General features: G+C 66.0%; 18 protein-coding genes and 1 pseudogene. 7 read left to right on the forward strand and 12 right to left on the reverse strand.

Features of this window, described 5'->3' with window-relative positions; all coding sequences use genetic code 11:
• Nucleotides 1-38: 38 nt before the first annotated feature.
• A complete protein-coding gene (locus NE584_RS15495; RefSeq protein ID WP_256183192.1) occupies nucleotides 39-2,699 on the reverse strand; it encodes a cation-translocating P-type ATPase in 2,661 nt (886 codons plus the stop codon).
• 165 nt (nucleotides 2,700-2,864) lie between these two features.
• Between NE584_RS15495 and NE584_RS15500 the strand changes: the two genes are divergently transcribed.
• The 3 genes from NE584_RS15500 to NE584_RS15510 are packed head-to-tail and all read left to right on the forward strand — an operon-like array spanning nucleotide 2,865 to nucleotide 5,928.
• Nucleotides 2,865-3,227, forward strand: a complete 363-nt coding sequence (locus NE584_RS15500) for a BlaI/MecI/CopY family transcriptional regulator (RefSeq protein WP_256183193.1) — start codon at nucleotides 2,865-2,867, stop codon at nucleotides 3,225-3,227.
• A 2-nt stretch (nucleotides 3,228-3,229) separates the two neighbouring features.
• Nucleotides 3,230-5,320 (forward strand): M56 family metallopeptidase, encoded by a 2,091-nt coding sequence (locus NE584_RS15505; RefSeq protein ID WP_256183194.1) that lies wholly within the window; start codon nucleotides 3,230-3,232, stop codon nucleotides 5,318-5,320.
• Entirely contained in the window at nucleotides 5,317-5,928 is a 612-nt protein-coding gene (locus tag NE584_RS15510; protein WP_256183195.1) for a hypothetical protein, read from the forward strand. Before NE584_RS15505 ends, NE584_RS15510 begins: the two co-directional genes overlap by 4 nt.
• A gap of 61 nt (nucleotides 5,929-5,989) precedes the next feature.
• On the opposite strand, the gene NE584_RS15515 is transcribed toward NE584_RS15510, so the two are convergent.
• From NE584_RS15515 to NE584_RS15525, 3 genes are all read right to left on the reverse strand, one after another.
• Nucleotides 5,990-7,276 (reverse strand): peptidylprolyl isomerase, encoded by a 1,287-nt coding sequence (locus NE584_RS15515; RefSeq protein ID WP_256183196.1) that lies wholly within the window; start codon nucleotides 7,274-7,276, stop codon nucleotides 5,990-5,992.
• Between the two features lie 140 nt (nucleotides 7,277-7,416).
• Complete coding sequence (gene mfd / locus NE584_RS15520) at nucleotides 7,417-10,914, reverse strand: transcription-repair coupling factor (RefSeq protein WP_256183197.1); 3,498 nt, start codon at nucleotides 10,912-10,914, stop codon at nucleotides 7,417-7,419.
• 574 nt (nucleotides 10,915-11,488) lie between these two features.
• Nucleotides 11,489-11,719: a helix-turn-helix domain-containing protein gene (locus NE584_RS15525; protein ID WP_256183198.1), complete on the reverse strand. Its 231-nt coding sequence runs from the start codon at nucleotides 11,717-11,719 to the stop codon at nucleotides 11,489-11,491.
• Nucleotides 11,720-11,776: 57 nt separating this feature from the next.
• On the opposite strand from NE584_RS15525, the gene NE584_RS15530 reads away from it, so the two are divergent.
• On the forward strand, nucleotides 11,777-12,031 hold the full coding sequence (locus NE584_RS15530; protein WP_050623139.1) for a hypothetical protein: 255 nt from the start codon (nucleotides 11,777-11,779) through the stop codon (nucleotides 12,029-12,031).
• Here the strand turns inward: NE584_RS15530 and pth are convergent.
• The 6 genes and pseudogenes from pth to proC form a co-directional block, all read right to left on the reverse strand.
• Nucleotides 12,021-12,614, reverse strand: coding sequence for an aminoacyl-tRNA hydrolase (pth, locus tag NE584_RS15535; RefSeq protein WP_108980285.1), 594 nt, complete (start codon nucleotides 12,612-12,614; stop codon nucleotides 12,021-12,023). The two genes, NE584_RS15530 and pth, sit on opposite strands and share 11 nt — an antisense overlap.
• Nucleotides 12,615-12,698: 84 nt before the next feature.
• Nucleotides 12,699-13,682 carry a ribose-phosphate pyrophosphokinase gene (locus NE584_RS15540; protein ID WP_050623137.1) on the reverse strand — a complete coding sequence of 328 codons (984 nt, stop codon included), beginning with the start codon at nucleotides 13,680-13,682 and terminating at the stop codon, nucleotides 12,699-12,701.
• Nucleotides 13,683-14,012: 330 nt separating this feature from the next.
• Entirely contained in the window at nucleotides 14,013-14,522 is a 510-nt protein-coding gene (locus tag NE584_RS15545; RefSeq protein WP_050623136.1) for an HD domain-containing protein, read from the reverse strand.
• Between the two features lie 195 nt (nucleotides 14,523-14,717).
• Nucleotides 14,718-15,977: pseudogene (locus NE584_RS15550) on the reverse strand (glutamate-5-semialdehyde dehydrogenase); the annotation flags it as partial.
• Between the two features lie 36 nt (nucleotides 15,978-16,013).
• Nucleotides 16,014-16,784, reverse strand: a complete 771-nt coding sequence (proB, locus tag NE584_RS15555; RefSeq protein ID WP_050623134.1) for a glutamate 5-kinase — start codon at nucleotides 16,782-16,784, stop codon at nucleotides 16,014-16,016.
• A 77-nt stretch (nucleotides 16,785-16,861) separates the two neighbouring features.
• Nucleotides 16,862-17,668, reverse strand: coding sequence for a pyrroline-5-carboxylate reductase (gene proC, locus NE584_RS15560; protein ID WP_256183199.1), 807 nt, complete (start codon nucleotides 17,666-17,668; stop codon nucleotides 16,862-16,864).
• Nucleotides 17,669-17,916: 248 nt separating this feature from the next.
• Between proC and NE584_RS15565 the strand changes: the two genes are divergently transcribed.
• Genes NE584_RS15565 through NE584_RS15575 form a run of 3 tightly spaced genes read left to right on the forward strand, consistent with a single transcriptional unit; the run spans nucleotide 17,917 to nucleotide 21,060 of the window.
• Nucleotides 17,917-18,285, forward strand: a complete 369-nt coding sequence (locus NE584_RS15565) for a GntR family transcriptional regulator (RefSeq protein WP_050623132.1) — start codon at nucleotides 17,917-17,919, stop codon at nucleotides 18,283-18,285.
• A complete protein-coding gene (locus tag NE584_RS15570) occupies nucleotides 18,282-19,184 on the forward strand; it encodes an ABC transporter ATP-binding protein (RefSeq protein WP_256183200.1) in 903 nt (300 codons plus the stop codon). Before NE584_RS15565 ends, NE584_RS15570 begins: the two co-directional genes overlap by 4 nt.
• Nucleotides 19,159-21,060: a hypothetical protein gene (locus NE584_RS15575; protein WP_256183201.1), complete on the forward strand. Its 1,902-nt coding sequence runs from the start codon at nucleotides 19,159-19,161 to the stop codon at nucleotides 21,058-21,060. Before NE584_RS15570 ends, NE584_RS15575 begins: the two co-directional genes overlap by 26 nt.
• A gap of 64 nt (nucleotides 21,061-21,124) precedes the next feature.
• On the opposite strand, the gene NE584_RS15580 is transcribed toward NE584_RS15575, so the two are convergent.
• Both NE584_RS15580 and NE584_RS15585 read right to left on the reverse strand, forming a co-directional pair.
• Nucleotides 21,125-22,384 carry a cytochrome c biogenesis protein CcdA gene (locus NE584_RS15580; protein WP_256183202.1) on the reverse strand — a complete coding sequence of 420 codons (1,260 nt, stop codon included), beginning with the start codon at nucleotides 22,382-22,384 and terminating at the stop codon, nucleotides 21,125-21,127.
• A gap of 36 nt (nucleotides 22,385-22,420) precedes the next feature.
• A complete protein-coding gene (locus tag NE584_RS15585; protein WP_256183203.1) occupies nucleotides 22,421-22,855 on the reverse strand; it encodes an Rrf2 family transcriptional regulator in 435 nt (144 codons plus the stop codon).
• Nucleotides 22,856-23,019: the final 164 nt, after the last annotated feature.

The following is a 23,019-nucleotide window of genomic DNA, read 5'->3' on the forward strand; positions in this document are numbered from 1 at the left end:
ACGCGCCCCGGCCTGCTCAGGCCGGGGCGCAAGACTGTTTACTTTCGGGCCGCGGACAGCTCCTTCTCCTGTCTGGGCTCCTCCGCCTCCGGCCTGCGCCGCCGCAGGGCCTTTTCCGCCTCGCAGATGGGGATGGGGGCCATGGCCAGGGCCAGCACCGTCACCCACTGGGTCAGGTCCATGGGGCACACGGAGAACACCCCCTGAAGGGGCGGCAGGAGCAGCACAGACAGCTGCATGACCATCCCCGCCAGGAACGCCTTGTTCATGGCCGGGTTGGACAGCGCCCCCTGGGCCAGCAGGGACTGGTCCTCGCTGCGGACGTTGAAGGCGTGGAACAGCTGGCTCAGCGTCAGGGTGGCGAAGGCCATGGTGTTGGCCGCCGCCCCCTCCATGCCGGGGGCGCCCAGGTGGAACAGCCCCAGCAGATAGGCCCCCAAAGTCAGCCCGCCCACCATCAGTCCCTGCCACGCCAGGCGCAGGGAGAATCCCCGGGAGAACAGCCCGGCGGAGGGGTCCCGGGGCGGCTGGTCCATCACGCCCTCCTCCACCGGCTCCACGCCCAGGGCCAGGGCGGGCAGGGAGTCAGTCACCAGATTCAGCCACAGCAGCTGCACCGGCACCAGGGGCATCTGCCCGAAGTTCAAGAGGGTGGCCACGAAAATGGTGAATATCTCCCCGATGTTGCAGGAGAGCAGATAGTGGATGGCCTTGCGGATATTGGAGTAGATCCCCCGCCCCTCCTCCACCGCCTGAACGATGGTGGAAAAGTTGTCGTCTGTGAGGATCATCTCCGCCGCTCCCTTGGCCACGTCGGTGCCGGACAGCCCCATAGCGCAGCCGATGTCCGCCGCCTTGAGGGCTGGGGCGTCGTTGACGCCGTCCCCCGTCATGGCCACCACCCGCCCCTTTTTCTGCCAGGCCCGGACGATGCGCATCTTGTGCTCCGGCGACACCCGGGCAAAGACAGCGAATTTTTCAATGTCCTCCTCCAGCATCTCCTGGGGCATGAAGTCCAGCTCCGGGCCGGTGAGGGCCAGGTCCCCTGGGCGGCAGATGTCCAGCTCCCGTGCCACCGCCATGGCCGTGGCACGGTGGTCCCCGGTGATCATCACCGGGCGGATGCCCGCCTGGTGGCACCGCTCCACCGCCCCCTTCACCTCCCGCCGGGGTGGGTCGGCCATGCCGAACAGCCCCAGGAAGGTAAGGTCCCGCTCCACCGTCCCGCTCTCCAGCTTTCTGGGCTGCAAGGACAGCTCCCGCCGGGCCACCCCGATGACCCGCAGGGCCCGGCGGGCCATGTCCTCATTGGCGGCGAGGATCTGTCTCCGGTCCGCCGGCGACAGTGGGCCTCTTGGGCCGGACACGCACCGCTCCAGCAGCACGTCCGGTGCCCCCTTCACCAGCACCAGGCGGCCGCCTCCCTCCTTTTCGTGGACGGTGGTCATCAGCTTGCGCCCGGAGTCGAAGGGGATCTCCCCGGTGCGGGGCAGGCTCTCGGACAGCTGGTTCCGGTCCAGCCCCTCCCGGGCGGCGGCCACCACCAGCGCCCCCTCGGTGGGGTCCCCCGCGGATACCGGGGCCCCCGCCTTCCACTCCAGCCGGGCGTCGCCGCACAGGGCCCCCGCCAGCAGGGCGTCCCGCCGGTGCCCCCCCGCCGGGACCCACAGCTCCCGCACCGTCATCCGGTTCTGGGTCAGGGTGCCCGTCTTGTCCGAGCAGATGACGCTGGCACAGCCCAGGGTCTCTACCGCGGGCAGCTTCTTCACGATGGCCCCCCGGTCCGCCATCCGCCCCACCCCCAGGGCCAGCACGATGGTGACGATGGCGGGCAGGCCCTCCGGGATGGCGGCCACCGCCAGGGAGACGGCGGTGAGGAACATGCCCAGCATGTCCTTCCCCTGGAGCAGCCCCACCCCGAACATGACGGCGCATACGGAGAGGCACAGGAAGGAGAGGGAGCGTGAGATCTCCCCCATCTTCCGCTGGAGGGGGGTGGGCTGGGTCTCTCCCTCCAGCAGCAGGCCGGCGATGCGGCCCATCTGTGTGTCCATGCCGGTGGCGGTGACCAGGGCGGTGGCCCGCCCCGCCGTGACCAGTGTGCCGGAGATCACCATGTTGGTCCAGTCTCCCAGGGGGGCGTCCTCCGGCAGCGGCCCACCCGCCGCCTTCTCCACGGGCACCGACTCCCCAGTCATTGCGCTCTCGTCACAGCGCAGTCCCGCCGCCTCCAGCAGGCGGGCGTCCGCAGGCACCAGGTCCCCCGCCTCCAGCAGGATCACGTCCCCCGGCACCAGCTCCGCCGCCTCCACCCGGACGGGCGCGCCCCCCCGCAGGGCGGTGGCGTGGGGGGAGGTCATCTTCCGCAGCTCCTCCAGGGCCCGGTGGGCGTGGTCCTCCTGGGAGATGGAGATGATGTTGTTCACCACCACGATGACCAGGATGATGGCCGCATCCAGCCAGTCCTCCCCCCGGCTGGCCGCCAGGGACAGCCCCGCCGCCCCCAGCAGCACCAAGATCATGGGGTCCTTCATCTGGGCCATCACCCGGGAGAGCAGCCCCGGCCGCCTGGGGGGCTCCAGCTGATTCGGCCCGTACCGGGCCAGCCGCTCCTCCGCCTGCCGCCGGGTCAGTCCCCCGGGCCGCGCGTCCAGTTCCTGAAAAAGATCGGCCTGCGGCCGGCTGTGCCAGCTATCCATGACCTCACGCTCCCTTCCTTTGTACCGCTCAGTATAGACCCCGGCCTGTCCATTTTTTGCAGAATCCAGGGGGCTGGGACAGGCTTTTTCCCGACAAGGCTTGACAAGTTCCTCCTACACATGTAGAATCATCTCAGAAATTCTACATGTGTAGGAGTGGTCTTTATGTGGAAGCTGACGGACAGCGAGTGGAAGGTGCTGGAGGCCCTCTGGGCCGGCGGGCCCCAGCATCTGGGGCAGATCCTGGGCGCCCTGGCGCCGGAGACCGGCTGGAGCCGCACCACCGTGCACACCTACCTCACCCGGATGGCCGCCAAGGGGCTGGTATCCATGGACCAGTCCTCCCCCCGGCGGTACGCCGCCATCCCCAGCCGGGAGACGTGCGCCGCCCGGGAGCGGCGGGATCTGGTGAACCGGGTCTATGACGGCTCGGCGGGACAGCTGGTGGCCGCCTTTGTGAAGGACGGCAGCCTCTCCCCCCAGGAGCGGGAGGAGCTGCGCCGCCTGCTGGACGAGATGGAGGTGTAGCCGTGTTCGATCTCTGGTCCTTCCTCCATCAGACGGCGGCGGCCAGCATGGCCGCCCTCTTCGTGCTCGTGCTCCAGCACATCTTCCGGGACAAGCTCTCCCCCCAGTGGCAGTACGCGGTCTGGATGGTGGTGGTGCTCCGGCTGATCCTGCCGGTGGGCTGGCTGGGCCGCTCTGCCATAGCCGACCTGACCGGGCTGGGCGAGGCCCTGCGGACTTGGGTCGAGCTGGGGCTGGACTCCGCCTGGTCCTCCCCCTGGACCCCCTCCCTGCCCCTGGCGGGCATCCCCATCCCCCCGGCGGGCGGACTGCCCCGCTCTGTCACTGACTGGCTGTTCCTCCTCTATCTGGCGGGGGTCCTCCTGTCCGCCCTGTGGCTGGCGGCGGGCGGGCTGCGGCTGCGCCGCTCCCTGGGGGAGGCCGTGCCGGTGGCCGGAGCCCGGCTGGAGGCCGTCGCCGCCCTGGCGGAGCGCTTCGGTCTGTCCATGCCCCGGCGGGTGGTGGAGAGCCGCGCCGCCTCCACCCCCTTCCTGGTGGGGGTGGTCCGTCCGGTGCTGGTGCTCCCCATGGGCTGGGCCCCGGACCGCAAGGTGATCCTTCACGAGCTGATCCATTTGAAACAGCGGGACGTGGCCGCCGGGTGGGTCACCGCCCTGTTCCGGTGCGTCCACTGGTGCAACCCCTTCCTGTGGCGCATCTTTGACCGCATCGACAACCAGCGGGAGCAGCGCTGTGACCAGCTGGTGCTGGAGCGGCTGGAGGGGGAGGACCGCCGGGACTACGGCCGGGTCCTGCTGTCCATGGCGGATGACGGCCGGCGCCGCTTCCCCGGCGCCACCACCATGGCCAACGGAGGACAGAACATCAAGGCACGCATCCAGGCCATCACCCGGTTCAAGGCCTTTCCCCGGGGAATGGGACTGGTCTCCGTCTGCATGGTGGTGACGCTGACCCTCTCCCTGGTAGTGGGCCTGCCGGTCTCCGCTGCCGATCCCCTCCCCGGCGCTGTCCGCCTGCTGGGCCCCGTGGGCAGTCTCTCCTACGCCCTGTCCCACCGGCCCGCCACCGTAGGGGGCGCCCTGGACGCATACAGCAAGGGCATCTACGCCCAGTATCACGACGTTCAGGACTGTTACGCCTACCAGGCCATGACCCTCCCCCAGGAGCAGCTCCCCGACCTGGTGGAGGAGTGGCGGCAGACGGACCGGGCGGGCTGGAGCGTGCTCCCGGGGACCGATCCCCGATCGGCGTCCTACCGCACCGGCCCCATCTTCCGGGGACTCTCCTATGATGGGGAGGGGGGTTACTGGACCCAGATGTACTTCTTCCGGGACGAGGGCGGGCCGCGGGAGGGCACTGAGCGCTCCATCGGCTACCGCCGCCACACCCTCCACCTCCAGCGCCGGGAGGACGGCACCTGGACGGTCTCGCCCCTGTCGGTACAAACCGGCCGGCTGGCCTCCCCCTTTGAGTGGGAACAGATACGGCTCACTTCTTACGACAACCTTCCCTTCCCCAGCCAGGAGCCCCCCGTTTTCACCTGGCACGGAGAGGCGGATGGGGTGGAATTGGAGCTATGGCCCGAGGCAGAGCTCCGGGTCCAAGACGCCTATATAGAGGGCTCTGCTGTCAAAAAGCTAGATCTGAATGGCTTCGGCAGCTCGATCCATACCGATGCCCCAGATCTGGATGCCCGGTTTACCAGTGTTGTGGGCGGAATGGTGCTTCGACTCACCAATCATACCGACCAGCCCAAAACCATGACCCTGGACGTCACTCAGTACTGGGATGAGGGGGTCTCCGTCCTGACCGGAACGGATGCCCCGGAGGACGGCCAGCAGGAGGACCCGGTGTTCGGTCTGCTGTCTCAAGTCCAGAACAGCTGTTATACCGGCTATGATGTGTCCGGTCTGGAGGTGGAGCTGGCCCCCGGGGAAAGCCGGGTTCTGTACTGGGGCAGCCGCGGCAAGGGGTATGCCAACCGCATCCCCGCCGCGGACTGCGTCATGGCGGACTGGCTGGAGGCCGTCTATACGGACAGCCAGGGGAACGAGGTCCCCATCCCACTGGAGCGGGAGGTGCATCTGGATTGAACTCAAAACTGATCCGCGGGGTCCAGTACGCCGCCTGGGCCTACTTCTTCCTCTATCTGGACATCAACCTTAACCGCTTCTCCCTCCTCCCCAATGCGGTGGGGTGGTATCTGCTGAGCCGGGCCGTCACCGCCCTGGAGGAGGAGCATCCAGACCTGCGGCTCCTGGGCCCCCTCACCTTCCCCCTGGGTCTCTGGGCGCTGAAGCAGTATGCCTTCCTCCTCCCAGCCTGGGACCTGTCCCAGTTCTCCTGGCTGCTGAGCTGGCTGGCGCTGGCGGTGGAGCTCACCACCCTGTATTTCCACTTCCAGTTCCTCACAGACCTGGCGGACATCGCCGCCCGCCACGCCGGAGAGACGGGCCGTGACTTCTCCCCCGCCCTGCTCCGGGCCCGCACGGTGGTCACCGTCCTCTCCACCGCCGCCTCCGTCCTGTTTTACCTGGGGGTGGACAGCTCCGGCCCCCTGAGTTCCTTCTCCATCGCGCTGACCCTGTTCCTGCTGGTGGTGCTGGTGGTCCAGATCCTATGCACCACCGTTCTCCTGTTTCGCTTCTCCTCCGCTCTCCGGCGGGCAGGCCCCGTTTTGCCGGAGGGCCCCGGTATATAAAAACCTCCGCCCTGCCCCCACATGGGGGCAGGGCGGAGGTTTTTCTACGCTGTGAAGGGCCTCAGTTCTGGGCGCTACCGCTGGCGGCGGGGGCGCTGGCGGAGGCGGAGGTCCCGGCGGATGCGGAGGCGTCCTCCTGGGCGCTCAGCTCCTCCATCCGGGTGCTCACCGCCTGCCGCAGGGCGGTGACCGTCTCATAGAAAGCGGGCACGTCCAGCTGGTCAAAGACATCGTTGGTAACGATCTCATGCTCGTCCAGCCAGCCCTGCTGGAGCTGGGTCATCTTCTCCTGCACAAAGTCCGCCTGATAGTCGGCCGGCTCCACCTCCAGGGGAAGGCGCAGGATGATGTGGTAGCCGTAATCGCTCTCCACGATGTCACTGATCTCGCCGGGCTCCAGGGCCAGGGACGCCTCCTCGAACTCGGGGACCATCTGACCTGCCTCCACGGCCTGATAGCCGTCCGGGTTGGTGGCCAGTCCGGTGTCCTCGCTGTAATCGTTCATCAGCTGGTCGAACAGGGCGGCGGGGTCGCTGCTCTCCCGCAGCTGGCGGAGCAGATCCTCCGCCTGAGCCTTCTTCTCCGCCGCGGCAGCCTCGTCCAGGGGCTCTCCGGTCTCCGGGTCCTGGGTCAGCAGCAGGATGTGCTTGACGGAGTACAGCTTCCGGTCGTTCTGGATGTAGGAGAGCAGGTCGGCGTCGGTGGGCTTCATGGTGCCGTTCTCTCCAAAATACTTATCCTGAAGCTGGCCGTTCAGGTCCTCGCTCTCACACAGCTGGGTGTAGAGCTCAGGAGTCAGGGGATACTGCCACAGGTACATGGCCATCACGTCCTCGCCCCCCATGGCCTCAGTCATAGTGGCCAGCTGATCGGCAAAGGTGTCCTGGAAGTCCTGGGACAGGGTCACGCCCTCCCCCTCCGCTATCCCGGGGATCAGGGCGTACAGGGCCGCAGTCCTCAGCGCGTTGTCCAAAGTCCCCTGGGTCAGGGTGACGCCGGAGGCGTCCTCCGTATCCCAGGGCAGCTCGGTGATGCCGAAATAGGTGCTGTAATAACTGAGCATGCTGTCGGCGCTGTACGCCACCCAGTACAGCAGCTCAGCGGCGGTGATGTCCACATCTCCCACCTGGGCCACCACAGTGTCACCCGGGATGCCGGCGGTGGTGAGGAACACATCCGTGACGGCGTCCAGGTCCACGGTGATCGGTTCACTGCTGGAGGTGCTCCCGGCGGCACTGGAAGAAGCGCCGCTCCCGGAGCTCCCGCCGTCCTTACCGCAGGCGGTCAGGGAAAAGGCCAGGATCAGGGCCGCGAGGGTCAGGGCCCCCGCCCGTTTCATCGATCTCATAAGAGCAGTTCCTTTCTGTTTCATCCAATTCAGATCTGTTCCGGTCCGCAGGGCCGGATACAGTTTGATATCATACCACATCTGTCTTCCGGTTTCAATGGAGAAGGGAAAAACTCCCCACTCTGAAATGCGGGGCGGCTTCAGCCCTCCGCCCCCGCGAAGTCGTCCACCACCTGCCGTGCGGCCCGCAGGGCGTCCTCCCCCTTTTTCAGCCGGAAGGTAAAGCGGGGCACCTCCCCCGGAGTGAGCAGCAACCGGTTCTGATACCGGTCCATGGCGCACAGGGCGGAAAACTGCTCCAGACTGAACCGGGCCAGGGTAAAGACCAGCTGCCCCTGCTTCTGGGCAATGTCGGTGATCCCGGCCTCCGCCGCCGCAGCGCGGAGCAGGGCCACGGAGATCAGGTTGTTCACCGTGCGGGGGGGCTCGCCATACCGGTCGATGAGCTCATCCACCAGGTCGTCCGCCTCCGCCTCGCTGCGGATGGCGGCGATGCGGCGGTACAGGTCCATCCGCTGCTCCGGGGAGGGGACGTACCGGTCGGGCACCGACGCCGCCACGCTCAGGTCGGCGGCACATTCGGTCTTGGGAGGCACCGGCTGGCCCTGCTCCTGAAGCACCGCTTCCTCCAGCAGCTTCAAGTACATGTCGTAGCCTACCGACAACAGGAAGCCGCTCTGCTCCGGCCCCAGCACGTTGCCCGCACCCCGGATCTCCAGGTCCCGCATGGCGATCTTGAAGCCGGAGCCGAACTCGGCGAACTCCCGGATGGCGCTCAGCCGCTTGGCGGCCACCTCGGTGAGCACCTTGCCCCGGCGGTAGGTGAGGTAGGCGTAGGCCCGGCGGCTGGACCGCCCCACCCGGCCCCGGATCTGGTGGAGCTGGGCCAGGCCCAGGCGGTCGGCGTCCTCGATGATGAGGGTGTTGGCGTTGGGCAGGTCGATGCCCGTCTCGATGATGGTGGTGCACACCAGCACGTTCAGCTCCCCGTCGGTCATCCGGCTCATCACCTCGTCGATGGCCTCCTGGGTCATCTTGCCGTGGGCCACCCCCACCGCCGCATCCTCCCCCAGCATGGCCTGGATGCGGCTGGCGGTGCGGTCGATGGTCTCCACCCGGTTGTGGAGGTAGTACACCTGCCCGCCCCGCTCCAGCTCCCGGCGCATGGCGTCCCCCAGCACCCCCCAGTCATGCTCCAGCACATAGGTCTGCACCGGCTGGCGGTCGGCGGGGGGCTCCTCCAGAGTGGACATGTCCCGGATGCCGCTGAGGGCCATGTTCAGCGTCCGGGGGATGGGGGTAGCGGACAGGGTCAGCACATCCACCTGACGGAAGTTCTCCTTCAGCTTCTCCTTGTGCTGGACGCCGAAGCGCTGCTCCTCGTCCACCACCAGCAGACCCAGGTCCTTGAAGCGCACGTCCCGGTTGAACAGGCGGTGGGTGCCGATGAGGATGTCCACCTCACCGCTCTCCACCCGCCGCAGGGTCTCCTTCATCTGGGCGCTGGTGCGGAAGCGGGAGACCACATCGATGGTCACCGGATATTTGGCAAAGCGCCGCAGGGCGTTGAGAAAATGCTGCCGGGCCAGCACCGTGGTGGGCACCAGCACAGCGGCCTGCTTGCCGTCCAGCACGCATTTCATGACGGCCCGGAAGGCCACCTCCGTCTTTCCGTAGCCCACGTCGCCGCACAGCAGCCGGTCCATGGGCACCGGGCGCTCCATGTCCCGCTTGATCTCCTCCACGCAGCGCAGCTGGTCCTCCGTCTCTGCGTACTCGAACTCCTCCTCGAATTCCCGCTGCCAGGGGGAGTCGGGAGAGAAGGCGAAGCCGGGCTGCCGCTGCCGCTGGGCATAGAGCTGGATCAGGCCCTTGGCCAGATCCTTCACCGCCTTTTTGGCCTTGCTCTTGGCCTTCTCCCAGTCGGTGCCCCCCAGGCGGGAGAGCTTTTTGGTCTCCGCCGCGTCCTCGCCCCCGCCGATGTACTTGCTCACCAGGTCCAGCTGGGTGGCGGGGACATAGAGCACATCGGAGCCGGCGTAGGCGATCTTCACATAGTCCTTCTCCACCCCGTCGGCAGGCAGCTTCACCATCCCCATGTAGCGGCCCACACCGTGATGCTCGTGGACCACCAGGTCCCCGGGGGACAGGTCGGCATAGGACTTCAGCTTCTCCCGGTTGGTGGCCGCCTTCCGGGGCCGGGGCTTTTTCAGTGCCGCCCCCTGTCCCTCGGTGAGTACCGCCAGACGGGCCTCCGGGTACTCCATCCCGGCGGACAGGCCGCCCACCGAGACCAGGGTCTCCCCCGGCCCAGGGAGGGTCTGGGGCTGGAACTCCACCGCCGCCCGGAGGCCCTGCTCCCGCAGCAGCATCTGGAGATTCAGGGCCCGCTGTTCGCTGGACACCAGCACCAGGGTGCCCAGGCCCGAGCGCTGGTAGTGGTCCAGGTCGGAGACCGCCGTCTCCAGGCTGGCGCCAAAGGAGGGCAGCTGCTTGGCCGTCACCGACAGCAGGCAGCCGGGGGGCACCGGATAAGCCGACAGAGTGAAGGAGTCCAGATAGGCCGTCGGCCAGTCGGACAGCCGGACGTTGAGCTCCGGGAAGGTGCGGGCCAGCACGGCGCAGGAGCCGTCCAGCTCCCCCCGCTCCATCAGGGACTTGGCATCCTCCTCCAGCTGCCACTGGTAGGTCTTGGCCCGCTCCCCCACCCGGCTGCTCTCAGAAAAGAGCACACAGGCGTCCGGCGGCAGGTAGTCGGCCGCCGTGGCCAGCTGGGGATAGATCAGCGCCAGATAGCGGTCCGTGGCGGGGAAGCTCCGCCCCTGCTCCAGCGCCTCCCGGTCCTGCCGCAGAGTCTGGGCCAGCTCATGCCGCCCCGCCTTCTCCGCCCCTGCGGCCAGCTTCTCCAGCCGGGCTGCCAGCCCCGCCGTCCCTCCGGGCGCCAGATGGGGCAGCGCCTCCGCCGCCGGCAGCAGCACCGCCCGCTCCACGTTCTCCGTCCGGCGCTGGGTGGCGGGGTCGAACAGCCCCATAGCATCCAGCTCGTCTCCGAAGAACTCCGCCCGCACGGGCTGCTCCATCCCTGGGGAGTAGACATCCAAGATCCCGCCCCGCAGGGCAAACTGTCCCACGCCTTCCACCTGGTCGCACCGGCTGTACCCGGCGGCGGTCAGTGTCTCAGCCAGCTGGTTCAGGTCATAGCTCCCCCCGGTCCGCAGCTCCGCCCAGGCCCGGTCCAACTCCTCCGGGGGCAGGGTCCGCTGAAGCAGTCCCTCCACCGCCGCCACCAGCAGGGGCACCTCCCCCGCCGCCATGGCCCGCATCAGGGCCAGCCGCCGGTGCTCCCACTGGCGGGAGACAGTGGCCGCGTTGTGAAAGATGTAGGACCGGGGGGCGAGCACCGGCACCCGCTGCCCCGTCAGGGACTCCAGATCCCGGGCCAGCCGCTCCCCTTCCCCCTCGTCGGCGCACACCAGCACCACCGGCCGGCCGGTGCGGGCGTAGACCCCGGCAGCAAAGTGGGCCCGGTGGACCGCCGACAGCCCGGACAGGGCCACGGGACAGCGGCCGCTGTCCATGGCGGCCAGCAGCTGGCCGAACTCCGGCACATTGTTCAAGATGTCGTTCAAAAGTTTCATAGCGGCCACCAAATAGAAAAATATGGAAATCAAAAACGTGACAAAGCCCCCCGTTCCCGACTTTAGGGAGGGGGTCATTTTCCAACAGTATATCGCCTTTTCTCTGGTCCGTCAAGGAAATTCCCGGGGATTTCCGCCCCCGGTCTCCATTCAGGGGCGGGTCCGGGCCCCCTACGGGATGCCTTCGGTCTCTGCGTAGGGGCGCGCGTTGAGCGCCCCCCCCCCCCCCCCCCCGGCGGCCCCCCGTGGGGGGCCGCCGGCGGGGCGGGGGGGGGGGCGGGGGGGGGCCCGCCCCCGCCGGCCGCCCCGCAGGGCGGAACCCTTTGGGGGCCATCCTGCGGCTGGGATGGGGGGAGGAAGACCCCTCATCCGTCACGGCATACGCCGTGACACCTTCCCCCCGGCGTGGGGGAAGGCTTTGGGGGCGGCGCTGGAAGCCGCCCCTACGGGATGCCTTCGGTCTTTGCGCGCCCCTGCGGCACGTCACAGGTCCGGGAATGGCAGGCAGGGCCCGCCTCCTGTGTAAAGGCCGGAACCAAAACAGCGGGGAAGACCTCTGTCTCCCCCGCCCGGGTCAGCGGTTGATCTCCCGGTTCTCCGTCCGCCCCAGAAGATAGTCCACCGACACGCCGAAATAGTCCGCCAATTCTATCAGCTTTGGAAGCCTAGGGTTTACTTCTCCCGCCTCGATTGCCTGATAGTTGCGCACCCTGCATTTTAGAAAATCTGCCATATCCTGCTGGACCAGTCCCCGTTCATTTCTCAAAACCTTTAGTCTTTCTCCCAGTGATTTCAAACTGGTCACCTCTTGACACGCAATAAAAAAACATGTTATAATAATGGGCGTAAAGGAGTGGTTCCTATGTATGACCTGATCTCCATCCTTCTGGACTATGTGGAGGCCCTTCCCCCCACCCCGGACATGGACCGGGTATCCGAAGAGAGCTTTCCCTTCCTGCAGCGGCTGTATCAGCTGACAGGCGAGGACGAGGCGGACCGCATCTGGGGCGCGGCCATGGAGGTGGGCGCCTCCGAGGGCCGGCAGATGCTCCTCACCGGGCTGGCCCTGGGCCTGGAGCTGGGACAGGAGCTGGACCAGCTCTCCCTCAGCCGTTGAACCGGCTCATCCCCCGGTCGATGCCCTCGGCCAGGATGCACTCCACCGCGTCGGCGGCCCGCTTCACCGCCTGGTCGATGGCCTTTTTGTCCTCCCCCTGGAACTTGCCCAGCACCCAGTCCGCCATATCATAATCCGGGTGGGGCTTCTCCCCCACCCCCACCCGCAGCCGGGGAAACTGGTCTGTCCCCAAGTGGAGGATGATGTTTTTCAGGCCGTTATGACCCCCGGCCGAGCCCCCCCTGCGGATACGCAGACGGCCCACAGCCAGGGCGGTGTCGTCAGAGACCACCAGCACGTGGTCCGGCGCCACCTTATAGAAGTCCACCGCCTGGCGCACCGCCTCCCCGGACAGGTTCATGAAGGTGACGGGCTTCATCACCAGCACCTTCTGGCCGGAGATGGTGAACACGTTGGTCAGCGCCTTATATTTCAGCCTCTGGATGGGGGCGCGCTGGCGCTCGCCCAGCTCGTCAGCTACCATGAAGCCCACATTGTGCCGAGTGTTTTCGTATTTCTCCCCCGGGTTGCCCAGGCAGACCAGGACCCAGTCCACCCCGCCGGTTCCATTTCCAAACAGCATATCGGTCTCCTCAAACAGTCTGAAGAGGGGCGGGTATTGGCTACCCGCCCCCTGTTTTCGCGCCCTTCCGGTCCCCGCTCTCTCTTACAGGAACAGCGGGGAGACGGAGGTCTCCATATAGATGTGGCTGATGGCCTCCGCGAACATGTGGGCCACCGAGATGTACTTGATCTTGTCGCACTTGACGCCGGGCTTGGCCGGGATGGTATCCAGGAAGATGACCTCGTCCAGCACGCTGCTGTTGATGCGGTCGATGGCCGGACCAGAGAGGACGCCGTGGCTGGCGCAGGCGGTCACATCCTGGGCGCCGCCGATCTCCATCAGGGCCTGAGCCGCGTGGCACAGGGAGCCGCCCGTATCCACCATATCGTCCAGCAGGATGACGTGCTTGCCCCGCACGTCGCCGATGATGTTCATGACCTCGGAGGAGTTGGCCTTCTGGCGGCGCTTGTCCACGATGGCCAGGGGCATGTTCAGCTTCTGGGCAAAGGCCCGGGCCCGGGACACCGACCCCACATCGGGGGAGACCACCATGGTGTCGTCATGGCAGTCCGCGTACTTCTTGGTGAAGTGGTCCACAAAGATGGGGGAGCCCAGCAGGTTGTCCACCGGGATGTCGAAGAAGCCCTGGATCTGGTTGGCGTGCAGGTCCATGGTCAGCACCCGGTCTGCGCCGGCCTCCGCGATCAGGTTGGCCACCAGCTTGGCTGAGATGGGGTCTCGGGGCTTGGTCTTGCGGTCCTGGCGGGCGTAGCCGAAGTAGGGGATCACAGCGGTGATCCGGCCGGCGGAGGCCCGGCGCAGGGCGTCGATCATAATGAGCAGCTCCATCAGCGCATCGTTGACGGAACCGCTCTTGTCGTCCTTGCGGAAGGAGCAGGTGGACTGCACCACAAAGACGTCGGAGCCGCGGACGGTCTCATAGATAGAGGCGAAATTCTCCCCGTCGGAGAAGGCTCCCACCTCGGAGTCGCCCAGAGGGATGCCCAGCTCCTGACAGATGTTCTGGGCCAGCTTGGGGTTGGAGTTTCCGGTGAATACCTTGATATCCTTCCCGTGTGCGATCATAAACAACTTCCTTCCTTACGCGGACCGCCGGTACCTGGCCGGGTCGGTCACCAAATCTGCTTGCTCTCTGTTCCTCTATTGTGACGGCAGTGCCGATCAGCACGGATATGCGTGGGGCTTCTCCATCAAACTGCACAGATCCGGCACGTTATGCGGATACCCCCAACCATTATAGCATAATAGCAAGAAAGTTTCCTGGGTTCAAGAGAATTTTTCGAGAAATTTTCGAAAATTTTCTGGGAATTTTTATTCCTGCCTCTCTTTTCCTAAAAATGTCTAAAAATGCCCCGGCAGCAGACGCTGCCGGGGCATGAGGAGGTGCGGAGCAGATCAGGCCGCGTCGGCCTGGGGGGAACCCGCCAGGGGGACCACGCCCAGCTTCTCCCGCAGGCGGCCTGGGTGATAGATGTGGGAGAGCTCCAGCCCCGCGCAGAAGGTATCCACCAGGTCCACCAGCAGGGCCTCCAGGGACCGGGGCAGTGCTCCGCCCAGGGGCCACATGTGGGACAGGATAATGTTGCGCTCCTTGTCGGAGAGCTTGGTCACCTGCTCGGCATTCCGGGCTGCGGCCCTGGGGTGGTCGAAGCACTGGCTGCCGGGGTGGGCGGACTTGTCCCGGGGGTCATAGAGGTACAGGTCGTGGAGCAGGCCCCCGCGGGCGGCGGCCCGTTCATCCAGACGCAGCCACCGGGCTGCCCGGAAGGACAGGTAGGCCACGAACAGGGAGTGGTCCAGGGTGGTGATCCGGCCGTGGTGCTGCCAGCGGCCCATCATCCGCACCGGCTCGCTTTCCAGGAGCTCTCCCGTCAGGCGGCAGAACTCCAGCAGATGCTTGTGCATCGGATATCAGTCCTTTCATGGGTATTTTCCTCCCTTTCACCCAGTTGGGAAAAGGGGGGCGGAAATGGGATGCCGCGGCGGGCGGTTCTGGGCCGTCCCCGCGATATCTGGCTCACGGCTCTGATGAGAGTGTCGCTCTGCTCCCATCATACCCGGAGACCGCGCATTTGTCAGCTGGAAAAGAGAGGGGGCGCCTCAGCGGATCTGTCCCCCGCCCCGGATCACGAACTTGAAGCTGCACAGCTCGGCCAGCCCCAGGGGGCCCCGGGCGTGGAGCTTCTGGGTGGAGATGCCCATCTCGCAGCCCAGGCCAAACTCCCCCCCGTCGGTGAAGCGGGTGGAGGCGTTCCAGTACACCGCCGCTGAGTCCACTGCCGCCAGGAAGCGCCGGGCCGCCTCCCCGTCCTCTGTCACGATGGCCTCCGAGTGGCCGGTGGAGTGGGCTGCGATGTGGCGGATGGCCTCCTCCGTCCCGTCCACCACCCGGACAGCCAGGATATAGTCCAAAAACTCGGTGTCGAAGTCCTCCGGACCCGCGGGCGTGCCGGGGATGATCCCGGCCGCCGTCCCGTCCAGGCGCAGCTCCACCGGCCGCTCCCCCCGGGCTGCCCTGGCATCCGTCAGCCGCTCCCGCATCCGGGGCAGAAAGACCGGGGCCGCCTCCCGGTGGACTAGGCACACCTCGGCGGCGTTGCACACGCTGGGCCGGCTGCACTTGGCGTTCTCCAGGATGTCCAGCGCCATGTCCAGGTCCGCCGCCCGGTCCACATAGACGTGACAGATGCCGGTGCCCGTCTCGATGACGGGGACGGTGGCATTGTCCACACAGGCCCGGATCAGCCCCGCGCCCCCCCGGGGGATGAGCAGGTCCACGTATCCGCTGGCGGTCATCAGCTCGTGTGCGGAGGCCCGGGTGGTGTCCTCCACCAGACACAGGGCCTCCTGGGGCAGTCCGGCCCGGGAGAGGCCCCGGCACAGGGCGGAGACGATGGCCGCGGCGGAGCGGTGGGCCTCCTTCCCGCAGCGGAGCACACAGGCGGAGCCCGCCTTCAGGGCCAGGGCTGCGGCGTCGCTGGTGACATTGGGCCGGCTCTCATAGATGATGGCGATGACCCCCATTGGGACGGCGGTCTTCTCGATCACCAGCCCGTTGGGCCGCTCCACCCGGCTGAGGACAGCCCCCACCGGGTCAGGGAGGGCCGCCACCTCCCGGATCCCCTTCGCCATGCCGGCGATCCGGTCCGGGCTGAGGGCCAGCCGGTCCAGCATCACCTCGGAGATGCGGCCCCGGGCCCCCTCCAGATCCAGGGCGTTGGCCGCCAGGATGGGGGCCGTGTCCGCCTCCAGCTCCTCCGCCATGGCCAGCAGGGCCCGGTCCTTGGTCTGTGTATCCGCCAGAGCCATGGCCCCTCTGGCCTGTCTGGCACGCGCAAGCAGTTCTTGTGTGGTCATCCCTTCCGCCTCCTTGTGGTCCTTCGCCTTTGAGCCCCGTCAGGCCCGCCGGCCCAGGAACCGGGTCCCCACCTGCTTCCCCTCCACGATATCATAGAGCAGCTGGGGCTGGTCCCCGTTGGTGATGATCATGTCGCAGCCCTGGCCGGTCACCATGCGGGCGGCCCGCAGCTTGGTGGCCATGCCCCCCGTGCCCAGGCCGGAGCCAGCCCCGCCGGCCAGCGCCTCGATGTCGGCAGTGATCTCCTCCACCACCGGGATCAGCCGGGCACCCGGGTCCTTGCGGGGATCTGCGGTGTAGAGCCCCTGGATATCGCTGAGCAGGACCAGCAGGTCCGCTTTCACCGTGCAGGCCACCACGGCCCCCAGGGTATCGTTGTCCCCTACCTTGATCTCAGCGGTGGCCACGGTGTCGTTCTCGTTGATGATCGGCAGGGCGCCCAGCTCCAGCAGGCGGAAGATGGTGTTCTGGAAGTTCTCCCTCCGGTCGCTGTGGTCGATGTCCTCCCCAGTGAGGAGGATCTGGGCCACAGTGTGGTTGTATTGGGTGAACAGCCGGTCGTAGGTGTACATCAGCTCGCACTGTCCCACGGCGGCGGCCGCCTGCTTGCCGGGCATGTCAGTGGGCCGGCAGGGCAGATTCAGCTTGCCCACCCCCATGCCGATGGCGCCGGAGGACACCAGGATGATCTGGTGTCCTGCATTCTTCAGGTCGGAGAGCACCTTGACCAGCTCCTCCACATGGCGGATGTTCAGCCGCCCCGTGGCATGCGCCAGAGTGGAGGTGCCCACCTTGACCACGATCTTCATAGCATCAAACCCCTTTATTCAGCTCGGGAACCGGAGGACAGGGCCGTTCCCCTGTCCTCCCTGGCTCCGCCTGTCCCTTATTTTGTCCCTAATTCCTGCGTCTTTTCATAGGCGGCCAGCACCGCGTCCATGGCGGCGGCCCGCAGACCGCCCTTTTCCAGCGCCCGCACCCCTTGGATGGTGCTGCCCCCGGGGGAGCACACCGCGTCCTTCAGGGCACCGGGGTGAGCGCCGGTCTCCAGCACCATCCGGGCCGACCCGGCCAGCATCTGGGCGGCGTAGGCCAGCGCCTTGTCCCGGGGCAGGCCGCAGGCCACCCCGCCGTCCGCCAGGGCCTCCAGGAACAGGTAGGCAAAAGCGGGGCCGCAGCCGGACACGCAGCTGGCTGCGTCTATCAGCCCCTCAGGCACCTGATCCACCAGCCCGGCGGGGGCCATCAGGTTTCGGAAGGAGGCCATATCCTCCTCCGTGGTCCCCAGGCCGCAGAACTGGAGCACCCCCTCGCCGATGGCCGCGGGGGTGTTGGGCATCACCCGGATCACCGGGCAGTCCACCCCCGCCATCTCCCGGATCCGGGCGCAGGTCAGGCCGGCGGCCATGGTCACCAGCACAAAGCAGTCCTCCCGCTCCTTCAGCACAGGGGTAAGAGAGGCCAGCATCTCCCCCATCACCTGGGGCTTCACTCCCAGAAAGATCAGCCGGCAGGCGCGGGCAACCTCTTCATTGGTACCTGCGGCGCAGCCCAGCTCTTCGGCCAGGGCTTCCGCCTTGGCGGGGGTGCGGTTGGTCAGCAGCACCTGCTGGGGGGGCACAGTTTTACAGACGGCCCGGGCCAGAGCAGCGCCCATGTTCCCCGTTCCGATAAATCCGACAGTCGCAGTCATGTGTGGGAGCCTCCTTCTTCTGATGCTCTTTTCGCCTATACTATATCACGGCCGCTCGCCTTTTTCAAACGGAAACAGATTAAGAAATGGTAAATCTTCTCCCTTTTTGCGTGGAGATCTGACGGTCCTCTCTCCCCCTGAGATAAATCCTAAGAAAATCTTAAGGATTTCTTGCTTGATTTTTCGGTCCCGTCCGCATAGACTAACTGTACTAATACAGTGAATACAGTTTGAAGGGAGGCGGCAGTATGCTGAATCTGGACTACCGGGATGCCCGGCCCATCTACGAGCAGGTGCGGGACAATCTGCGCCGGCTGATGGTGAGCGGCGCCATCCAGGAGGGGGAAAAGCTCCCCTCTGTGCGGTCCCTGGCCAGCAATCTTGCCATCAACCCCAACACCATCCAGCGGGCCTATGAGTCCCTGGAGGCGGAGGGCTATGTCTATTCTATCCCTGGGAAGGGCAGCTTCGCGGCCCCCCGCACCGGGGTGGATGAGGAGCGGCGGGACCGGCTGCTAGGGCAGTTCGACAGTCTGACAGCCGAGCTGCTGTACCTGGGGGTCACGCGGGATCGGCTGATCGCCCGCATCCGGGAAAAAGGGGGAGAGGTCCAATGATCAAGGTAAACAACGTCGTCAAGACCTTCGACGGCTTCCGCGCCCTGGATGGGCTCACCATGGAGGTGGAGAAGGGCTCCATCTATGGGCTGGTGGGCCCTAACGGCGCGGGAAAGTCCACCATCCTGCGGCACATCACCGGCATCTACCGCCCCGACTCGGGCACCATCACGGTGGACGGGGCGCCGGTGTACGAAAATCCGGCGGTGAAGTCCCGGGTGGCCTTTATCCCCGACGACCTGTACTACTTTCTGTCCGCCTCCACCCGGGACATGATGAAGTTTTACCGGGGGCTGTATCCCGCCTTTGATGACAAGCGCTATCAGGTGCTGAAGGAGGCCTTCCCGGCAGTAGACGAGAAACAGCCCATCCGCCGCCTGTCCAAGGGGATGCAGAAGCAGTCCGCCTTTTGGCTGGCTCTGTGCTGCAACCCCGACCTGCTGGTCTTGGACGAGCCGGTAGACGGCCTGGACCCGGTGATGCGGCGTCAGGTCTGGTCCCTGCTCATGGGGGACGTGGCCCAGCGGGGGACCACGGTGCTGGTCTCCTCCCACAATCTGCGGGAACTGGAAGACGTGTGCGACCACGTGGGCATCCTCAGCCGGGGCAAGGTGCTCCTGCAGCGCTCCCTCACCGATCTTCAGGACAACGTGGTCAAGATGCAGATCGTATTTCAGGAGCCGGAGATGCCCAAGCTGCCGGAGGACCTGAACCTGCTCCATGTCACCCAGGTGGGCCGCATCCACACCCTGATCGTCCGGGGCAGCTCCGACGTCATCAAAAGCCGGCTCGCCGCGTTCCAGCCCATCCTGATGGAGGCCCTGCCTCTGACGCTGGAGGAGATCTTTATCTATGAACTGGGAGGTGAGGACTATGCGGTCCGTGACATCATGCTTTAATTCCACCCTCTACCGCAAAAACCTCAGCCGCTTCTGGCCCATCTGGGCCCTGTACTCGGTGATCTGGCTGTTTGCCCTGCCCCTCAATCTGCTCACCACGATCCAGCGGGGGCAGAACTGGGCTCTGGAGGACCTTGCGCACAGCCTGGACTATTTTTCCCGGGTCTCGGTGGGCTACTCCCTGAACTTGGGCACGGTGCTGGCCGTCATCTTTGGCCTGCTGGCCGCTATGGCGGTGTTCAGCTATCTGGATGCCAGCCGCTCCGCCTGCATGATGCACGCCCTGCCCCTGCGGCGGGAGGCTCTGTTTTTCACCAACTATCTGTCCGGGCTCAGCTTCCTGCTGCTGCCCAACGCCGCCATCTTTGGCCTCACCCTGGCCGGCGAGGCTGTGGGGAACTGTCTGGATCTGAAGGCGCTGGCCATCTGGCTGCTGGTCCAGTCCGCCTCCTGCCTCTTCTTCTACTCCTTTGCCGTCTTCTGTGCCATGTTCACCGGCCATCTGCTGGCTCTGCCTGTCTTCTACGGGGTGCTGAACTGCCTGGCGGCTATCATCAGCGCGCTGATGGACTCGGTGCTCTACCTGTTTCTCTACGGCTACAACGGCCTGAGCGGCACCACCCAGCAGGCTGTGGCCTGGCTCACCCCTCTGGAGAAACTGGGCGGTGCTGTATCCTGGACCCAGGCTGCGGACAGCGGGGCCTATCAGCTTGCCCAGCCCGCCGTGGTGGCGGTCTACGCCGGTGTGGGGGTGGCCCTGTCTGCGGCCGCCCTGTTGATCTACCGCGCCCGCCAGATGGAGTCGGCGGGAGACGTGGTCTCCGTGCGGGTGGTCCGCCCCATCTTCAAGTACGGGGTGGCCGTCTGCGCCGGTCTCTCCGGCGGCACCTTTACCTACTATGTGCTGTTCGGAGACGGCCAGCTCTCCCTGGTGCTGTCCATCCTCTTCTGGGCTGCAGTGGGCTATTTTCTGGCGGAGATGCTGCTGCGCAAGTCCTTCCGCGTCTTCTCCGCCTGGCCGGGCTGCCTGGTCCTGCTGGCGCTGCTCTCCGCCCTGTTCCTGTGCATCCGGCTGGATCTCACCGGCTATCAGGACTACATCCCCGCCTCCGGCGAGGTGAGCCAGGTGACTGTGGATCTGGAGGGCAGCACCTATCCCAGCGACGGCTTCGGCGGGAGCGTCCAGATCACCGACCCGGAGCAGGTCGCCCAGATCACCGCCCTCCACCAGGCCATCGTAGCTGCCCGCTCCAGGGAGGATAGCATCTATGACGACTCCTTCTATATCTCCCTCTCCTACACCCTGTCCAACGGACAGAGCATCCGCCGCTACTACCACGGCGTTCCGCTGTACCGGGCGGAGCAGGGGATGGAGGGCACCGTCACATGGGCTCTGGATCAGCTGGTCTCTGACCGGAGCTTCGTCCGGGCCGGCTATGGACTTGACCAGTCCGCGGACTGGAGCCTGACGGAGGCGTACGTCTACGATCTCTGGGACACCCAGGCCCATAGCCACGAGTCCGCCTCCCTCTCCGCCGCCCAGGCGGAGCAGCTGTGGCAGGCCGTGCTGACCGATTTCGACGCGGGCACCATCGGCACCCGCTACCTTTTTGAGGACCAGGACCGCCTGGAGAACACCTGTGAGGCTGACCTGGACTTCAGCTTCTACCTGACGGAGCAGGACAGCATGGTGCACCGGGGCGGCTCTGTGACCATCACCCTCACCCCCCAGGCCTCCCACACCCTGGCCGTTCTGGAGGAGCTGGGCGTTCTCACCGACACCCGCATCGCCCGCACCCATGCCCAAGCCGATCGCTGGTACGCCATGACGGATGGAGCTGAGGATACTTCTTCCCTCTACACCGCCTCCCCCTGATGGACCCACACAGTCAAACATGCCCCGCCCGCTCCCATTGGAGCGGGCGGGGCATGTTTCTTTTTTATGGCTGGGCCTCCATGGTCTGTTCCACGATATCCCTCATGATCTCCCCTGTCATGGCGCTCTCCACATAGCCGTAGAGATTGCCCTCCCCGTCGATCATCCAGGTGGTGGGGTAGGCCCGGATGCCGTACTGATAGGTGAGCTGGTACTCCGTGTCCATCACTATGGGGAAGGTATAGCCGTTCTCTTCCAGGAAGATGGCGATCTCCTCCTGGGTCCCCTCCTGCCCCAGCCCAGGGGCGGCCACTCCCAGTACCACCAGGTCCCCCTGGTTCTCGCCATACTCCTCATACAGCGCCTGGATATCCGGCATTTCCCCCCGGCAGGGGCCGCACCAGGTGGCCCAGAAATTGAGAAAAATGGTCTTGCCCTTGTAATCGGACAGACTGTGCTCCTCCCCGTACTGGTCCACCAGGGTGAAGTCAGGGGCAGGGACCACCGGCGGCTCCGACGCACCGTTGTCTGCATCTGTGGAGGCGGACGGCTCCTCCCCGCTGCCGACGCTCTGGCTCTGAGGCACGGCGGAGCCGGTCTGGGACAGATATTCGGTGAAGCCGTTCATAAAGCCGGTAAAGGTCATCACCCCCATCAGGATCAGCAGAGCCGCCCCCGCCTTCCCCGTCCAGCGCACCACCTGCTGGTGCCGCTTGAAGAAGGACAGCACCCCGCCGGTGAACAGCCCCACCGCTAGGAAGGGCAGCACAAAGCCCAGGGTGTACACCCCGATGAGCAGCGCCGCTGCCGGGGCCGAAGCCGAGGATGAGGCCATCAGGAGCACGCTCCCCAGCACCGGCCCTACACAGGGGGTCCAGGCGAAACTGAAGGTAAAGCCCAGGACCAGGGCCACCAGCGGCCCCATGGTCCGGCCGCCCAGCCGGAAGGGCAGCCTGTGCTCCCGCTCCAGCGCCATGGAATGTCCAAACACCCCCAGCTGGTACAGCCCGAACAGCACCATGATAATGCCGCTGATCCGGGCAAACCACAGCCGGTTATCGCTGAAAAACTGCCCCAAAGCGGTGAAGCCGAAGCCCAGCAGGAAAAAGGTGGCGCTGATCCCCAGCACAAAAAACAGGGTGTTCCACATCACCCGCCCCCTGGGGTAGCGGATGGTGCCGTCCACCTCCACCGTCTTGGCCCCGCCTGCCAGATAGCCCACATATAAGGGGACCAGAGGCAGGACGCAGGGGGAGAAGAAGCTGAGGATGCCCTGTATGAAAACCGTCAGCGCCGGAACGCTGATCTCCAGATCAAACCCCATAAAAAACCTCCATTCGCACTGTTCTCTGCGGCGGGATCATCCGCCGCCGGGGCAGGGTCCGCCGGAGAGCTTCCGGTCCACCTGTTCCACTGTGATCTCCTCCAGCCGGGCCATGCACCGGTCGTCCAGGTCATCAAAAAGGGCATCCATCACCTGAGCCATGCCGGTGGCCACCAGACACTTCACCTCCTGGCTGCCGCTGTGCCAGGAGGTGGAGACGAAGCGCACCTCCAGCGCCCGGGCCACCTGGGCCAGGGACACCTCCCCCGCCCCCTTGGCAAAGCGGTAGCCTCCGCCGGAGCTGCCCTCCTTGGTCTCCACCAGGCCGTCCTTTTTCATACGGGCGAGCACCTTCCGCACCCGGGCGGGGTTAGTGCAGATGTTCCGGGCCAGCTCCTCGCTGGACAGGACGCACCCTCTTCGGTTGAGATAGACCAGAGCGTGGACCGCCACGCAGAAATCGCTGTTCATAATGGTTCTCCTCCCAGGGAGCCGTTTTCTGTAACTTTATCAGATACAGAAGAGGCTGTCAAGAGGGTGTTCGTCCCACCATCAGGGACAGGCCCTGCCAATCCTGCCGATAGGGGGATGCTCTCAAAAAAGCCGCAATCCTCAACGGCTGTCACGATCTCCGC

Source organism: Clostridium sp. DFI.5.61 (assembly GCF_024462915.1).
GTDB classification, from domain to species: domain Bacteria; phylum Bacillota; class Clostridia; order Oscillospirales; family Oscillospiraceae; genus Lawsonibacter; species Lawsonibacter asaccharolyticus.

Excerpts from the sequence above, each read along its gene's own strand:
- NE584_RS15495 (WP_256183192.1), bottom strand. The coding sequence starts at position 2,699 with ATGGATAGCTGGCACAGCCGGCCGCAGGCCGATCTTTTTCAGGAACTG.
- NE584_RS15500 (WP_256183193.1), top strand. The coding sequence starts at position 2,865 with ATGTGGAAGCTGACGGACAGCGAGTGGAAGGTGCTGGAGGCCCTCTGG.
- NE584_RS15515 (WP_256183196.1), bottom strand. The coding sequence starts at position 7,276 with ATGAGATCGATGAAACGGGCGGGGGCCCTGACCCTCGCGGCCCTGATC.
- mfd (WP_256183197.1), bottom strand. The coding sequence starts at position 10,914 with ATGAAACTTTTGAACGACATCTTGAACAATGTGCCGGAGTTCGGCCAG.
- NE584_RS15530 (WP_050623139.1), top strand. The coding sequence starts at position 11,777 with ATGTATGACCTGATCTCCATCCTTCTGGACTATGTGGAGGCCCTTCCC.
- pth (WP_108980285.1), bottom strand. The coding sequence starts at position 12,614 with ATGCTGTTTGGAAATGGAACCGGCGGGGTGGACTGGGTCCTGGTCTGC.
- NE584_RS15540 (WP_050623137.1), bottom strand. The coding sequence starts at position 13,682 with ATGATCGCACACGGGAAGGATATCAAGGTATTCACCGGAAACTCCAAC.
- NE584_RS15545 (WP_050623136.1), bottom strand. The coding sequence starts at position 14,522 with ATGCACAAGCATCTGCTGGAGTTCTGCCGCCTGACGGGAGAGCTCCTG.
- proB (WP_050623134.1), bottom strand. The coding sequence starts at position 16,784 with ATGAAGATCGTGGTCAAGGTGGGCACCTCCACTCTGGCGCATGCCACG.
- proC (WP_256183199.1), bottom strand. The coding sequence starts at position 17,668 with ATGACTGCGACTGTCGGATTTATCGGAACGGGGAACATGGGCGCTGCT.
- NE584_RS15565 (WP_050623132.1), top strand. The coding sequence starts at position 17,917 with ATGCTGAATCTGGACTACCGGGATGCCCGGCCCATCTACGAGCAGGTG.
- NE584_RS15570 (WP_256183200.1), top strand. The coding sequence starts at position 18,282 with ATGATCAAGGTAAACAACGTCGTCAAGACCTTCGACGGCTTCCGCGCC.
- NE584_RS15575 (WP_256183201.1), top strand. The coding sequence starts at position 19,159 with ATGCGGTCCGTGACATCATGCTTTAATTCCACCCTCTACCGCAAAAAC.
- NE584_RS15580 (WP_256183202.1), bottom strand. The coding sequence starts at position 22,384 with ATGGGGTTTGATCTGGAGATCAGCGTTCCGGCGCTGACGGTTTTCATA.
- NE584_RS15585 (WP_256183203.1), bottom strand. The coding sequence starts at position 22,855 with ATGAACAGCGATTTCTGCGTGGCGGTCCACGCTCTGGTCTATCTCAAC.